Annotated in this window: 12 protein-coding genes; 6 read left to right on the top strand and 6 right to left on the bottom strand. The window is 69.9% G+C overall.

Annotated elements, in window-relative coordinates:
- Nucleotides 1–83: 83 nt before the first annotated feature.
- The 3 genes from secD to ACJ9NR_RS07400 are packed head-to-tail and all read left to right on the top strand — an operon-like array spanning nucleotide 84 to nucleotide 3,514.
- Nucleotides 84–1,859: a protein translocase subunit SecD gene (secD, locus tag ACJ9NR_RS07410; protein WP_412489104.1), complete on the top strand. Its 1,776-nt coding sequence runs from the start codon at nucleotides 84–86 to the stop codon at nucleotides 1,857–1,859.
- A gap of 3 nt (nucleotides 1,860–1,862) precedes the next feature.
- On the top strand, nucleotides 1,863–2,978 hold the full coding sequence (gene secF / locus ACJ9NR_RS07405) for a protein translocase subunit SecF (protein ID WP_412489105.1): 1,116 nt from the start codon (nucleotides 1,863–1,865) through the stop codon (nucleotides 2,976–2,978).
- Entirely contained in the window at nucleotides 2,975–3,514 is a 540-nt protein-coding gene (locus tag ACJ9NR_RS07400) for an adenine phosphoribosyltransferase (RefSeq protein ID WP_412489106.1), read from the top strand. Before secF ends, ACJ9NR_RS07400 begins: the two co-directional genes overlap by 4 nt.
- Nucleotides 3,515–3,612: 98 nt before the next feature.
- Here ACJ9NR_RS07400 and ACJ9NR_RS07395 read toward each other — a convergent pair whose 3' ends face one another.
- Nucleotides 3,613–3,840 (bottom strand): hypothetical protein, encoded by a 228-nt coding sequence (locus ACJ9NR_RS07395; RefSeq protein ID WP_412489107.1) that lies wholly within the window; start codon nucleotides 3,838–3,840, stop codon nucleotides 3,613–3,615.
- Between the two features lie 399 nt (nucleotides 3,841–4,239).
- Between ACJ9NR_RS07395 and ACJ9NR_RS07390 the strand changes: the two genes are divergently transcribed.
- Nucleotides 4,240–6,768: a RelA/SpoT family protein gene (locus ACJ9NR_RS07390; RefSeq protein ID WP_412489108.1), complete on the top strand. Its 2,529-nt coding sequence runs from the start codon at nucleotides 4,240–4,242 to the stop codon at nucleotides 6,766–6,768.
- Nucleotides 6,769–6,859: 91 nt separating this feature from the next.
- On the opposite strand, the gene ACJ9NR_RS07385 is transcribed toward ACJ9NR_RS07390, so the two are convergent.
- Complete coding sequence (locus ACJ9NR_RS07385) at nucleotides 6,860–8,089, bottom strand: DUF349 domain-containing protein (protein WP_412489109.1); 1,230 nt, start codon at nucleotides 8,087–8,089, stop codon at nucleotides 6,860–6,862.
- A gap of 135 nt (nucleotides 8,090–8,224) precedes the next feature.
- The gene (locus ACJ9NR_RS07380) at nucleotides 8,225–9,079 is read right to left on the bottom strand and encodes a peptidylprolyl isomerase (RefSeq protein WP_412489110.1); all 855 of its coding nucleotides are present in this window, start codon (nucleotides 9,077–9,079) and stop codon (nucleotides 8,225–8,227) included.
- Between the two features lie 190 nt (nucleotides 9,080–9,269).
- Between ACJ9NR_RS07380 and ACJ9NR_RS07375 the strand changes: the two genes are divergently transcribed.
- Together ACJ9NR_RS07375 and hisS are read left to right on the top strand one after the other, a co-directional pair.
- Nucleotides 9,270–9,992, top strand: coding sequence for an MBL fold metallo-hydrolase (locus tag ACJ9NR_RS07375; RefSeq protein WP_412489111.1), 723 nt, complete (start codon nucleotides 9,270–9,272; stop codon nucleotides 9,990–9,992).
- A gap of 11 nt (nucleotides 9,993–10,003) precedes the next feature.
- Nucleotides 10,004–11,266, top strand: coding sequence for a histidine--tRNA ligase (gene hisS, locus ACJ9NR_RS07370; RefSeq protein WP_412489112.1), 1,263 nt, complete (start codon nucleotides 10,004–10,006; stop codon nucleotides 11,264–11,266).
- 70 nt (nucleotides 11,267–11,336) lie between these two features.
- Here the strand turns inward: hisS and ACJ9NR_RS07365 are convergent, their stop codons facing one another.
- The 3 genes from ACJ9NR_RS07365 to ACJ9NR_RS07355 are packed head-to-tail and all read right to left on the bottom strand — an operon-like array spanning nucleotide 11,337 to nucleotide 14,094.
- Nucleotides 11,337–11,963 carry a response regulator gene (locus ACJ9NR_RS07365; protein ID WP_412489113.1) on the bottom strand — a complete coding sequence of 209 codons (627 nt, stop codon included), beginning with the start codon at nucleotides 11,961–11,963 and terminating at the stop codon, nucleotides 11,337–11,339.
- Nucleotides 11,960–13,252, bottom strand: a complete 1,293-nt coding sequence (locus ACJ9NR_RS07360; protein ID WP_412489114.1) for a sensor histidine kinase — start codon at nucleotides 13,250–13,252, stop codon at nucleotides 11,960–11,962. Before ACJ9NR_RS07360 ends, ACJ9NR_RS07365 begins: the two co-directional genes overlap by 4 nt.
- The gene (locus ACJ9NR_RS07355; protein WP_412489115.1) at nucleotides 13,249–14,094 is read right to left on the bottom strand and encodes an ABC transporter permease; all 846 of its coding nucleotides are present in this window, start codon (nucleotides 14,092–14,094) and stop codon (nucleotides 13,249–13,251) included. Before ACJ9NR_RS07355 ends, ACJ9NR_RS07360 begins: the two co-directional genes overlap by 4 nt.
- Nucleotides 14,095–14,112: the final 18 nt, after the last annotated feature.

The raw sequence follows: 14,112 nt of genomic DNA, 5'->3' as shown, positions 1-14,112 counted from the left end.
CAGCTCGCAGCGGATCCCGACACCATGTCATGGCCGCCCGCCCCTGACCCGGCGCTGGGCGGCCCGAGAGGGAGTACGAGAAGGTGGCAGCACCTAAGAGGGGCCGGAGCGGGAGCGCCCAGAGCAAGCCGTGGCGCCCGCTGGCCCTCATTCTGATCGCCATCGTGGCGCTCACCGGGGGGATGTTCGCCTCCGGGCAGACCACTCCGCGTCTCGGCATCGACCTGGCCGGCGGCACGAGCATCACGCTTCAGGCGGAGAACGAGCCGGGCCAGCCCAACGCGATCAACAAGACCAATATGGACACCGCGGTCGCCATCATGAACCGCCGTGTCAACGGTCTGGGCGTGTCCGAGACGGAGGTCCAGACCCAGGGCACCAAGAACATCATCGTCAACATCCCCAGGGGCACCAACTCCGCGGAGGCCCGCAAGCAGGTCGGCACCACCGCCAAGCTGTACTTCCGCCCGGTGCTCGCCACCGAGGTCTCCGGGGCCGCCGCCACGGCCACCCCGAAGCCGAGCGCATCGAGCAGCCCCTCCGGCAAGGCGACCGGGAAGCCGAAGGCGACCTCGTCCTCCTCCGCGAGCCCCTCGGCCACCGCGACCTCGCAGGGCCGCGCCGTGACCGACGCGCTGAAGGCCGGCTCGACGCCGAGTGCCACCGCCTCCTCCGGCACCAAGGCGTCCTCCAGCCCCTCCCCGTCGGCGAGCGGCAGCTCCGCCGCCAGTGACGGGGCCGCCAAGCTGCAGGCGCAGTACGCCGCCCTCGACTGCACCAAGAAGTCGGTGCAGACCACTGCCGGCAAGGACGCCAAGGCCAGCGAGCCCACCCTCGCCTGCGGCAAGAACTCCTCGGGCCAGTGGCAGAAGTACATCCTCGGCCCCGCGGCCGTCGACGGCACCGACGTCAAGAAGGCCCAGGCCGTCTTCAACACGCAGACCGCCGCCGGCTGGACCGTCACCATGGAGTTCACCGGCAAGGGCACCAAGAAGTTCGCCGACATCACCGGCCAGCTGGCGCAGAAGCAGTCCCCGCAGAACCAGTTCGCGATCGTCCTCGACGGCGAGGTCGTCTCCGACCCGTACGTGAAGCAGGCGCTGACCGGCGGCAACGCGGAGATCTCCGGCAACTTCACCCAGGAAGAGGCCCAGAGCCTCGCCAACATGCTGTCCTACGGCGCGCTCCCGCTCTCCTTCAAGGAGCAGAGCGTCACCACCGTCACCGCCGCGCTCGGCGGCGAGCAGTTGCACGCCGGTCTGATCGCCGGCGCGATCGGTCTCGCCCTGGTCGTCATCTACCTGTTGGTCTTCTACCGCGGTTTGTCGATCGTCGCGATCCCCTCGCTGCTGGTGTCCGCGATCCTCACGTACGTGATCATGGCGCTGCTCGGTCCGGCGATCCACTTCGCGCTGAATCTGCCGGCCGTCTGCGGCGCGATCGTCGCCATCGGTATCACGGCGGACTCCTTCATCGTGTTCTTCGAACGGATCAGGGACGGGATCCGCGAGGGCCGCTCGCTGCGTCCCGCCGTCGAGCGGGCCTGGCCGCGCGCCCGGCGCACCATCCTGGTCTCCGACTTCGTGTCGTTCCTCGCCGCCGCCGTGCTCTTCATCGTGACCGTCGGCAAGGTCCAGGGCTTCGCGTTCACGCTCGGTCTGACCACGGTCCTCGACGTGGTCGTCGTCTTCCTCTTCACCAAGCCGCTGATGACGATCCTCGCCCGCCGTAAGTTCTTCGCGAGCGGCCACAAGTGGTCGGGGCTCGACCCCAAGGGCCTGGGCGCCAAGGCCCCCCTGCGCCGCACCCGCCGTCCCTCCGGCCCCGTCGCCGGCCATGCCGACCCGAAGGAAGCGTGAGCGATGTCGAAACTCGGCAGCCTCGGCGCCCGACTCCACCGCGGCGAGATCAGCTACGACTTCGTCGGCAAGCGCAAGATCTGGTACGGCATCTCCATCCTGATCACCATCACGGCCATCGTCGGCCTGGCGGTGCGCGGCCTGAACATGGGCATCGACTTCCGGGGCGGCGCCGTCTTCACCACCGGGAAGACCAGCGTCTCGGTGGCCCAGGCGGAGACCTACGCGTCCCGGGCCGCCGGCCACGACGCGGTGGTGCAGAAGCTCGGCACCGGCAGTCTGCGGATCCAGATCGCAGGCATGGACACCGCGAAGTCGGACGCGACCAAGGCCCAGCTGGCCAAGGACATGAACGTGCCCCCCGAGTCCATCGCCGCCGACCTCGTCGGCCCGAGCTGGGGTGACCAGATCGCCAACAAGGCCTGGGAGGGCCTCGGCATCTTCATGGTCCTCGTGGTGATCTACCTGGCGATCGCCTTCGAGTGGCGGATGGCGCTCGCGGCCCTGGTCGCGCTGATCCACGACATCACCATCACGACCGGTATCTACGCCCTGGTCGGTTTCGAAGTCACGCCTGGCACGGTCATCGGCCTGCTGACGATCCTCGGTTACTCGCTCTACGACACGGTCGTCGTCTTCGACAGCCTCAAGGAGCAGACGAAGGGCATCACCAAGCAGACCCGCTTCACCTACAGCGACATCGCCAACAAGTCGATCAACGGTACTCTGGTCCGTTCGATCAACACCACGGTCGTCGCGCTGCTGCCGGTCGCGGGCCTGCTGTTCATCGGCGGCGGCTTCCTCGGCGCGGGCACGCTCAACGACATCTCGCTGTCGCTGTTCGTCGGCCTCGCGGCCGGTGCCTACTCCTCGATCTTCATCGCCACGCCGCTCGTCGCCGACCTCAAGGAGGCCGAGCCGCAGATGAAGGCGCTCAGGAAACGCGTCCTGGCCAAGCGCGCCCAGGCCGCCGCGCAGAGCGAGCAACCGCAGCCGGAGACGGTGATCGACACCAGCTCCGACGAGCCCGAGGACGCCGCGGCCGCGGTCGTCGGCCCGCGCAACCAGCCGGCGTCCCGCAACCGCGGCCGCGGCCGCCCCTCGGGGAAGCGCCGATGACGGACATCGAGGAGCTGCTCCTCAGCCGCATCCGCGACGTGGCCGACTACCCGGAGCCGGGCGTGATGTTCAAGGACATCACGCCGCTCCTGGCGGACCCGGCGGCGTTCACGGCGCTCACCGACGCGCTCGCCGGGGTCGCGACGAACACGGGCGCCACAAAGGTCGTCGGCCTGGAGGCCCGCGGCTTCATCCTGGGCGCCCCGGTCGCCGTCCGCGCCGGCCTCGGCTTCATTCCCGTCCGCAAGGCGGGCAAGCTCCCCGGAGCGACCCTCGCCCAGGCCTACGACCTCGAGTACGGCTCGGCGGAGATCGAGGTCCACGCGGAGGATCTGTCGCCGGACGACCGCGTGCTGATCGTCGACGACGTCCTCGCCACGGGCGGCACCGCCGAGGCGTCCCTCCAGCTGGTCCGCCGGGCGGGCGCCGAGGTCGCGGGTTTCGCCGTCCTCATGGAGCTCGGGTTCCTGGGCGGCCGTGTCCGCCTGGAACCGGCCCTCGACGGCGCTCCCCTGGAAGCCGTACTCACCATCTGAGGAAATTTCCGAGAACGGTTCAGCCCCGAGTGCGACTGAGCGCACTCGGGGCTGAACCGTTTTCCGCTGTCACTCATGCCATCCGGCCGACTGCGGGATCAGCAGTCCTCGATGTCCTGGGTCTTGATGGTGCCGGACTCCTTGAGGTGACCCTTGGCCCCGCCGCGCGCGGTGATGCGGTGGAGGTTGTTCTCCTTGCCGTCCTTCCACCAGACGCACAGGTGCTCCGTCGTGCTGCACGTGTTGTGGTAGTAGATGGTGGCCGTGGTGGTCCCGTCGGCCCAGGACCAGTTGAAGCACCCCGAGCTGCCCCGGTGTATCGACATGGGCGCCACGGTCGCCGCCTGAGCGGGGAGCGCGAAAGCGGCACTCAGGCCCACCGTCACGGCTGCGGCGGCAACTGTCTTTCCGAACATCTTCATGTTCTCATCCCGTTTCTGTTTTTTGAAGCGGCGGAAAAGTGACCCTTTTCCGCCGCTGGTCGAAATTCACCTTATCCGACAGTTGATCTTCGGGTCAATTGCTTTTCTGTTCCGCTCGATCGATGACTTACCGGAAAAATGGTGAATTTCTCACATAGTCCATTGGAATTGTGGCAACGCCCCCGGCGTTGCACCGTCGGAAGGCCCTCACATCGGCCTGAAGGCGATCCTGGGGCGCAGGATCGCTACCATGGGGTCTCCGGAGCCTGACCGGGGGACCCGGATCGCGCACGAGGAGTCCTCTTGCCAGACGAGGCCCAGCACCTGACTGCCGCCAAGCCCGAGTCAGCCGCGGCCAAGCCCGCGCCGAACACGCCGCACGCGAAGAACGACGCGGGCGGGCCGGTCGAGCACGCCCAGTCCGCGCCCGTCGACAAGTCGGCCGAGCAGTCGCGCCCGAAGCCCGCCCCCGCCGAGCCCTCCGCGGCGACGCCCCCCGCGGTTCGTCCGAACTCCGGCCAGCCGCCCCGCTCGGGCTCCTCCAACCGCGTCCGCGCCCGCCTCGCCCGCCTCGGCGTCCAGCGCTCCAACCCCTACAACCCGGTGCTGGAGCCGCTGCTGCGGATAGTGCGCAGCAACGACCCGAAGATCGAGACGGCCACGCTGCGGCAGATAGAGAAGGCCTACCAGGTCGCCGAGCGCTGGCACCGCGGCCAGAAGCGCAAGAGCGGCGACCCGTACATCACGCACCCCCTCGCGGTGACGACGATCCTCGCCGAGCTGGGCATGGATCCGGCCACGCTGATGGCGGGTCTGCTGCACGACACCGTCGAGGACACCGAGTACGGCCTCGACCAGCTGCGCCGCGACTTCGGCGACTCCGTCGCCCTGCTCGTCGACGGCGTCACCAAGCTGGACAAGGTCAAGTTCGGCGAGGCCGCGCAGGCCGAGACCGTGCGCAAGATGGTCGTCGCCATGGCCAAGGACCCGCGCGTCCTGGTCATCAAGCTCGCCGACCGCCTGCACAACATGCGCACCATGCGCTACCTCAAGCGCGAGAAGCAGGAGAAGAAGGCGCGCGAGACCCTGGAGATCTACGCGCCGCTCGCCCACCGCCTGGGCATGAACACCATCAAGTGGGAGCTGGAGGACCTCGCCTTCGCGATCCTCTACCCCAAGATGTACGACGAGATCGTACGGCTGGTGGCCGAGCGGGCACCGAAGCGTGACGAGTACCTGGCCATAGTGACCGACGAGGTCCAGCAGGACCTGCGCGCGGCCCGCATCAAGGCGACCGTCACCGGCCGCCCGAAGCACTACTACAGCGTCTACCAGAAGATGATCGTCCGCGGCCGTGACTTCGCGGAGATCTACGACCTGGTGGGCATCCGCGTCCTGGTGGACACCGTCCGCGACTGCTACGCGGCCCTCGGCACCGTCCACGCCCGCTGGAACCCGGTTCCGGGGCGGTTCAAGGACTACATCGCGATGCCCAAGTTCAACATGTACCAGTCGCTGCACACGACGGTCATCGGGCCCAACGGCAAGCCGGTCGAGCTGCAGATCCGCACCTTCGACATGCACCGCCGCGCCGAGTACGGCATCGCCGCGCACTGGAAGTACAAGCAGGAGGCCGTCGCCGGGGCCTCCAAGGTGCGCAACGACGTGCCGAAGGCCGGCAAGAAGGACGACCACCTCAACGACATGGCGTGGCTGCGCCAGCTGCTGGACTGGCAGAAGGAGACCGAGGACCCGGGCGAGTTCCTGGAGTCCCTGCGCTTCGACCTGTCGCGCAACGAGGTCTTCGTCTTCACCCCCAAGGGCGACGTCATCGCGCTGCCGGCCGGGGCCACCCCGGTCGACTTCGCCTACGCCGTCCACACCGAGGTCGGCCACCGCACCATAGGAGCACGGGTCAACGGCCGTCTCGTGCCGCTGGAGTCCACCCTGGACAACGGCGACCTGGTGGAGGTCTTCACCTCCAAGGCGGCCGGCGCCGGCCCGTCCCGGGACTGGCTCGGCTTCGTCAAGTCACCGCGGGCGCGCAACAAGATCCGGGCCTGGTTCTCCAAGGAGCGCCGCGACGAGGCGATCGAGCAGGGCAAGGACGCCATCGTCCGCGCCATGCGCAAGCAGAACCTGCCGATCCAGCGCATCCTGACCGGCGACTCCCTCGTCACGCTCGCCCACGAGATGCGCTACGCCGACATCTCGGCGCTCTACGCGGCGATCGGCGAGGGCCATGTCTCCGCGCAGAACATCGTGCAGAAGCTGGTCCAGGCGCTCGGCGGCGAGGAGGCGGCCACCGAGGAGATCGACGAGTCGGTCCCGCCGACCCGCAGCCGCAGCCGCAAGCGCCGCGCCAGTGCCGACCCGGGCGTGATCGTCAAGGGCGTCGAGGACGTGTGGGTCAAGCTGGCCCGGTGCTGTACGCCGGTCCCGGGCGACCCCATCATCGGCTTCGTCACGCGCGGCAGCGGCGTATCGGTTCACCGCAGCGACTGCGTGAACGTGGATTCGCTGTCCCGCGAGCCCGAGCGCATCCTCGAGGTCGAGTGGGCGCCCACCCAGTCCTCGGTCTTCCTGGTCGCCATCCAGGTCGAGGCGCTGGACCGCTCCCGGCTGCTGTCGGACGTCACCCGCGTCCTGTCCGACCAGCACGTGAACATCCTCTCGGCGGCCGTGCAGACCTCCCGCGACCGCGTGGCCACCTCCCGCTTCACCTTCGAGATGGGCGACCCCAAGCACCTCGGACACGTCCTGAAGGCGGTACGGGGCGTGGAGGGCGTGTACGACGTCTACCGGGTGACGTCGGCGCGCAACCGGTCGTAGAGCCGGCCGCGGGACCGCTCGCAGAGCCGGCCGCAGGACGAGAAGGGGCCCGTACCGTGAGGTACGGGCCCCTTCTGCGTGCGGCGTGCGGTCAGCCGCCGAACTCCTGCAGACCCTTCAGCGCCTGGTCGAGCAGGGCCTGGCGGCCCTCCAGCTCCCGCTCGAGCTTGTCGGCCCTGGCGCTGTTGCCCTGGGCCCGCGCCTGCTCGATCTGGCTGCGCAGCTTGTCCACGGCCGCCTGCAGCTGTCCGGTCAGGCCCTCGGCACGCGCGCGTGCCTCCGGGTTCGTCCGGCGCCACTCGGCTTCCTCGGCCTCCTGGATGGCGCGCTCCACGGCGTGCATCCGGCCCTCGACCTTCGGGCGGGCGTCCCGCGGCACGTGGCCGATGACCTCCCAGCGCTCGTTGACCGAGCGGAAGGCGGCGCGGGCCGACTTCAGGTCCGTGACCGGGAGGATCTTCTCGGCCTCCTCGGCCAGTTCCTCCTTCAGCTTCAGGTTCTCGGCCTGCTCGGCGTCCCGCTCGGCGAAGACCGAGCTGCGGGCGGCGAAGAAGACGTCCTGGGCACCGCGGAAGCGGTTCCACAGGTCGTCCTCGTGCTCGCGCTGGGCGCGGCCCGCGGCCTTCCACTCCGCCATCAGCTCGCGGTAGCGCGCCGCGGTCGGGCCCCACTCCGTGGAGCCGGAGAGCGCCTCGGCCTCCGAGACCAGCCGCTCCTTGGTCCTGCGGGCCTCCTCGCGCTGGGCGTCCAGCGCCGCGAAGTGGGCCTTGCGCCGCTTGGAGAACGCCGAGCGGGCGTGCGAGAAGCGGTGCCACAGCTCGTCGTCCGACTTGCGGTCCAGGCGCGGCAGGCTCTTCCAGGTGTCCACCAGCGAACGCAGCCGCTCGCCCGCCGCCCGCCACTGGTCGGACTGCGCCAGCTGCTCCGCCTCGGCGACCAGGTCCTCCTTGGCGTGCCGCGCCTGGTCGGACTGTTTGGCGCGCTGCTGCTTGCGCTCCTCACGGCGCGCCTCGACGGTCTCGACGAGCTTGTCCAGACGGGTGCGGAGGGCGTCCAGGTCGCCGACCGCGTGGTGGGCGTCGACCTGCTCGCGGATGTGATCGATCGCGGCCTGGGCGTCCTTGGCGGACAGGTCGGTGGTCTTCAGTCGCTTCTCGAGGAGGCCGATCTCGACAACCAGGCCCTCGTACTTGCGCTCGAAGTAGGCCAGCGCCTCCTCGGGGGAGCCGGCCTGCCAGGATCCGACGACCTGCTCGCCGTCGGCCGTACGCACGTACACGGTCCCCGTCTCGTCGACGCGTCCCCACGGGTCGCTGCTCACAGCGCCTCCTCCACATGATGCCTGCGGAGGGCCTCAGCACCCCCGGGCATCGTCCACAGTTTCGTCACGGCCAACATAGGCGACCGGCGGGTGACCTGTCCGCATCCCGCGCGACCGAAATTTCGCACTTGACGCTCAGGACTTGGTGACCGTCGCCTTGTTGATCACCACGGTCGCGTTCGGCGCGGTGTTGCCGGTCGTGGGGTCGGCCGCCGCGGCTCCCGCGGCGGCGATCTTCGTGAGGACCTTCATGCCGTCCTTGGAGATCGTGCCGAACGGGGTGTAGTCGGGCGGCAGCGGGCTGTCCCGGTAGACGAGGAAGAACTGGCTGCCGCCGGTGTCGCGGCCCTTCTTCGTCTGCGCGTTGTACTGGTTGGCCATGGCGACCGTGCCCGCCGGGTACACGTTGCCCTTGAGGCTCTTGTCCTTGAGGTTCTCGTCCGGGATCGTGTAGCCCGGCCCGCCGGTGCCGGTGCCCGTCGGGTCGCCGCACTGCAGCACGTAGATCCCCTGGGCGGTCAGCCGGTGGCACTTGGTGTGGTCCAAGTAGCCCTTGCCGACGAGGAAGTTGAAGGAGTTGACGGTGTGCGGCGCCGCCGACGCCTTCAGCGCGATGTCTATGTCACCGCAGGTCGTGGCGAGGTGCATGGTGTACTTCGCCGACTTGTCGATGGTCATCGCCGGTTCCTTCTTCCAGCTGAGCTTCTTCACGGAACCCTTGGCCGGCTTGGCGCACGGGTCCGGAGCCTTGCTGGTCGCCGCGGCGCTCGGGGTCGTCTGCGCACTCGCGTTGGCCTTGTCGTCGCTCTTGCCGCCCTTGAGCACCCCGGTCGTGTAGAGGGCCACGCTGCCGATCAGGATCACGCCGAGCACCGACGCGATCACCGAATTGCGCATCCTGGCCTTGCGCCGCGCGGCCGTGCGCCGCTGCTGCTGGCGCAGGAACTTCTCCCGGGCGAGCTGGCGCTTCCGCTGTTCCTGGGTGACCACCGGGTTCTCTCCTCATGCGTCTCGTGCGTCGACCGGGGCGCGTGCGTCCCGTGAGCCGACCGCCTGCGTGTGCCCCGTACCGTATATGGGTTCGCTGAGGATTCGGCAGCGCCGGTAGGCTCTGACAGCGGCCGAAGCCATCCGTGACAGCCGCCGCAGCCGCCTGGAACCGACACAACGAAGGACGATCGTGCTCATTGCCGGGTTCCCCGCCGGGGCCTGGGGGACGAACTGTTATCTCGTCGCCCCCGCCGCCGGTGAGGAGTGCGTGATCATCGACCCGGGCCATCAGGCCGCCGAAGGCGTCGAGGAGGCGCTGAGAAAGCACCGGCTGAAGCCCGTCGCCGTCGTCCTCACCCACGGCCACATCGACCATGTGGCCTCGGTCGTCCCGGTGTGCGGCGCGCACGACGTACCGGCCTGGATCCACCCCGATGACCGCTACATGATGGCGGACCCGGAGAAGGCGCTCGGCCGCTCCATCGGCATGCCGCTGATGGGGGAGCTGACCGTGGGGGAGCCCGACGACGTCAGGGAGCTGGCCGACGGCGCGCGGCTGTCGCTCGCGGGTCTGGACCTCTCCGTCGCGCACGCGCCCGGACATACCAAGGGGTCGGTGACGTTCCGGATGCCCGAGACGAGCGACATCCCGTCGGTCTTCTTCTCGGGGGACCTGCTCTTCGCCGGCTCCATCGGACGCACCGACCTGCCCGGCGGTGACATGGCCGAGATGCTCGACTCGCTGGCCCGCGTGTGCCTGCCGCTCGACGACTCGACCGTGGTGCTGTCCGGCCACGGCCCCCAGACGACCATCGGCCAGGAGCGCGCCACCAACCCGTATCTGCGGCAAGCGGCCGCGGACGGCCAGGACCACGGTGCGAGCACCGACGCCGCTCCCCGACGAGGAATGTGACGAGACCTTCCGTGAGCACCTTCAAGGCCCCCAAGGGCACGTACGACCTGATCCCGCCGGACAGCGCCAAGTACCTGGCGGTCCGCGAGGCGATCGCCGCGCCCCTGCGCACCTCCGGCTACGGCTACATCGAGACGCCCGGCTTCGAGAGCGTCGAGCTCTTCGCGCGCGGCGTCGGTGAGTCGACCGACATCGTGACCAAGGAGATGTACGCCTTCGAGACCAAGGGCGGCGACCGGCTCGCGCTGCGCCCCGAGGGCACGGCGTCCGTGCTGCGCGCGGCGCTGGAGGCCAACCTGCACAAGGCGGGCAACCTGCCGGTCAAGCTCTGGTACTCCGGCTCCTACTACCGCTACGAGCGCCCCCAGAAGGGCCGCTACCGGCACTTCTCGCAGGTCGGTGCCGAGGCGATCGGTGCCGAGGACCCGGCGCTGGACGCCGAGCTGATCATCCTGGCCGACCAGGCCTACCGCTCGCTGGGCCTGAGCGACTTCCGCATCCTGCTCAACAGCCTGGGCGACAAGGAGTGCCGTCCGGTCTACCGGGCCGCGCTGCAGGACTTCCTGCGCGGCCTGGACCTGGACGAGGACACGCTGCGCCGGGCCGAGATCAACCCGCTGCGTGTCCTGGACGACAAGCGGGAGTCGGTCCAGAAGCAGCTCGGTGACGCCCCCCTGCTGCGTGACTACCTCTGCGACGCCTGCAAGACGTACCACGAGGAGGTCCGCGAGCTGATCACGGCGGCGGGCGTGGCCTTCGAGGACGACGCGAAGCTGGTCCGGGGCCTGGACTACTACACCCGTACGACGTTCGAGTTCGTCCACGACGGTCTGGGCTCGCAGTCCGCGGTGGGCGGCGGCGGGCGCTACGACGGTCTTTCGGAGATGATCGGCGGCCCGGCCCTGCCGTCCGTGGGCTGGGCGCTCGGCGTCGACCGCACCGTTCTCGCCCTGGAGGCGGAGGGCATCGAGCTCCAGCTCCCCTCCGCCACCAGCGTGTTCGCGGTCCCGCTCGGCGAGGAGGCACGGCGCGTGCTGTTCGCCAAGGTGACCGAGCTGCGCAAGGTCGGTATCGCGGCCGACTTCTCCTACGGCGGCAAGGGCCTCAAGGGCGCGATGAAGAACGCCAACCGCAGCGGCGCCCGCTACACGATCGTCGCCGGCGAACGCGACCTCGCCGAGGGCGTCGTCCAGCTCAAGGACATGGAGTCCGGCGAGCAGACCGCGGTCGGCGTGAACGAGGTCGTGGCGGAACTGGAGTCCCGGCTCGGCTGAGGCGCGTAGACCGAGCCGGCGCGCGTCCACCAAGGGTGCCGGGTGCCCGCAAGGGCCCCGGCACCCTTCGTCATCGCTCGAGCAGTCCGTGCCGCATGGCGTGGGTGACGGCGGCGGTGCGGTCGTCGACGCCCAGTTTGCCGAAGGCGCGCAGGAGGTGGGTCTTGACCGTCGACTCGCCTATGAACAGGCGACGGCCGATCTCCGCGTTCGTGCAGCCCTCCGCCACCAGGCGCAGGACCGCGGTCTCCCGGTCGGAGAGGCGGGGGCGCTCCGGTTTCGTGCGGAGCCGGTCGACCAGCCGGGCCGCCACCGACGGGGCGAGCACCGTCTCGCCGCGGGCGGCGGCGCGGACCGCCTCCGCCAGCTCGGCGCGCGGCATGTCCTTGAGCAGGTAGCCCGCGGCCCCGGCCTCCACCGCCCGCAGGATGTCCCCGTCCGTCTCGTACGTCGTCAGGACGATCACCCGGCACGGCAGCCCGGCCTCGTTCATCCGCACGATCGAGTCCACGCCCCCGCCGCCCGGCATCCGCAGGTCCATGAGCACGATGTCGGGCCGCAGCTCCGCCGCCAGTGCCTCCGCCCGCGGCCCGCTCGCCGCGTCCGCGACCACGTCCAGGTCCGGCTCGGCGCTGAGCATCGCCCGCAGACCCTCCCGTACGACGGGGTGGTCGTCGGCGAGGACGATCCGGATCACTGCGAGCTCCTCGAAGGTGATACGGGCGATACCGGTGGTACCGGCAATACCGGTGGTACCGGTGTCATCGGCGATACAGGCGATACAGGCGATACAGGGGAAACGGGCAGGCGCACCGTCACCGTCGTGCCGTCGCCCGGCGCGCTGCGCACCCGCGCCCTGCCGCCGACCTCGGTGGCGCGGGCGCGCAGTCCCGCGAGACCGTAGCCCTCGCAGGGGGCGTCCGGGTCGAAGCCGCGGCCGTCGTCCCGGACGGACACGGTGAGCGCGTCCTCGGAGGACGCCAGTGCGATGCCCACGGCCGCGGAACTCCCCGCGTGCTTGCGGGCGTTCGCCAGGGCCTCCTGGCAGGAGCGCAGGGCCACCACCTCGGGTCCTGCGGGCAGCGGGCGTACCGGACCGGTCACCTCCAGCGCCGCCCCGTGCCGCGCGGCGAGCCGGCGCAGCGCGTCCGGCAGCGAGGTTCCGTCGAGGTCGGCGGGCGCCGCCCCGGCGACCAGGGCACGGGCCTCGGCGAGGTTCTGCCGGGCCGTCTCGTCCATCAGGGCCAGATGACGGCGGGCCTGCGGGACGTCGTGGTCGAGCTCCGCCTGCACCGCCTGGATCAGCATCAGCAGGCTGGTGAACCCCTGCGCGAGGGTGTCGTGGATCTCGCGGGCCATGCGCTCCCGCTCGGTCAGCGCCCCGTGCGCGGCGGACAGCCGGGAGACCTCGTGGCGGCTGGCGTCCAGTTCGGCGATCAGCGCGGCCCGTTCCTGGCTCTGCTCGATGATCCGGATCACCCAACTGCCCACGGCCACCGAGAAGACGAGCGTGACCACCGCGAACAGGCCGTTGAAGAACACGTCCTGGTCGCTCGGCCACCACAGCAGCGCCCAGCCCGCCACCGGCACCACGTTGATCACGGCCACCGTCGGGATCGCCCACCGCATCCGCAGGGTCATGAAGCACTGGGGGACCAGCGCGAAGGTCATCAGCCGGGTCTCGCCGACCAGGATCGACGACGGCAGGAACAGGGCCATCATCGCGGCGAGGTAGAGCAGCGCCCGGCGTTCGGGCGGCGGATCGCCCCGCAGCAGGGGACGCCCCACCCACACGAACAGGGGGATCAACGGCACCAGCAGCGCCACCGCGACCAGGCGCACCGGCCACACCGGGTGTCCCGTGCCGAGCACGAACGCGAGCGTGGCCAGCCAGATCAGCGCGAAATAGGTGTCCCAGAGCCGGAACGAGCGGTCCCAGGTGTACGCGCCGAGAGGCTGAGCCGGACTGTTCGTCCCGCGTGTCATCCCTCGCGCCGGTTCTTCCACCGGAAGGTCAGCAGGCACAGCACCAATCCTCCGACGCACCAGGCCCCGAGCACCAGTGCGACCTTGCCGAACTCCCAGCTCCCGGCCTGTTCCAGAATCCGCGCCGAGTCCGGCAGGAACACCCCGCGCAGCCCCTGGCACATCCACTTCAGCGGGAACAGCGCCCCGATGTCCAGCATCCAGCCGGGGATGGTGCCGATCGCTATGTAGACGCCCGAGATGAACTGCAGCACCAGGAAGGGCAGCACGACCACGGAGGTCGCGCTCCTGCCCGACCCCGGCACCGAGCTGACCGCGATGCCGAGCAGCGCGCAGGCCGTCAGGCCGAGGACGAAGATCCAGGCGAGGTCGAACCAGCGGGCCGGGTCCGCGGGCAGGTCCACGCCGTAGAACGTGATGCCGACGAGCAGCAGGACCGCCGTCTCCAGGACACCGGTGCACAGAACAAGCCATATCTTGCCGAGGAAGTACGCGGCCGGCGGCATCGGCGTCCCGCGCAGCCGCCGCAGCACCTTCTCGTCCCGCTCGATGGCGATCGAGATGCCGAGCGACTGGAAACTCGTCGACATGATGCCGGCGGCCGTCATCGCCGGGACGTACAGCTGGGAGGCGGTGATCCCGGCGCCCTTCACGTCGTCGCTGAAGATCGACGCGAACAGGAACAGGAACACCACCGGGAAGGCGAAGGTGAACACCACCTGCTCGCGCTGCCGGAAGAACTGCTTGATCTCCAGGGCGCCCCGCTGCAGCCCCAGCCCCCAGGCCCCGGGCAGCCGCACGGCGGTCGTGCCGGTCCCGGTCGGTGCGGCGGTCGCGGTCACTGGTCCACCATCCTTTCT

It is taken from the genome of Streptomyces sediminimaris (assembly GCF_047049295.1).
Lineage (GTDB): Bacteria > Actinomycetota > Actinomycetes > Streptomycetales > Streptomycetaceae > Streptomyces > Streptomyces sediminimaris.
Note: the sequence above shows the minus strand (reverse complement) of the source record. Positions and strands in the feature narration are given on the sequence as shown.

Coding starts and splice junctions, on each gene's coding strand:
- ACJ9NR_RS07395 (WP_412489107.1), bottom strand. CDS start 3,840: ATGTCGATACACCGGGGCAGCTCGGGGTGCTTCAACTGGTCCTGGGCC.
- secF (WP_412489105.1), top strand. CDS start 1,863: ATGTCGAAACTCGGCAGCCTCGGCGCCCGACTCCACCGCGGCGAGATC.
- ACJ9NR_RS07400 (WP_412489106.1), top strand. CDS start 2,975: ATGACGGACATCGAGGAGCTGCTCCTCAGCCGCATCCGCGACGTGGCC.
- ACJ9NR_RS07360 (WP_412489114.1), bottom strand. CDS start 13,252: ATGACACGCGGGACGAACAGTCCGGCTCAGCCTCTCGGCGCGTACACC.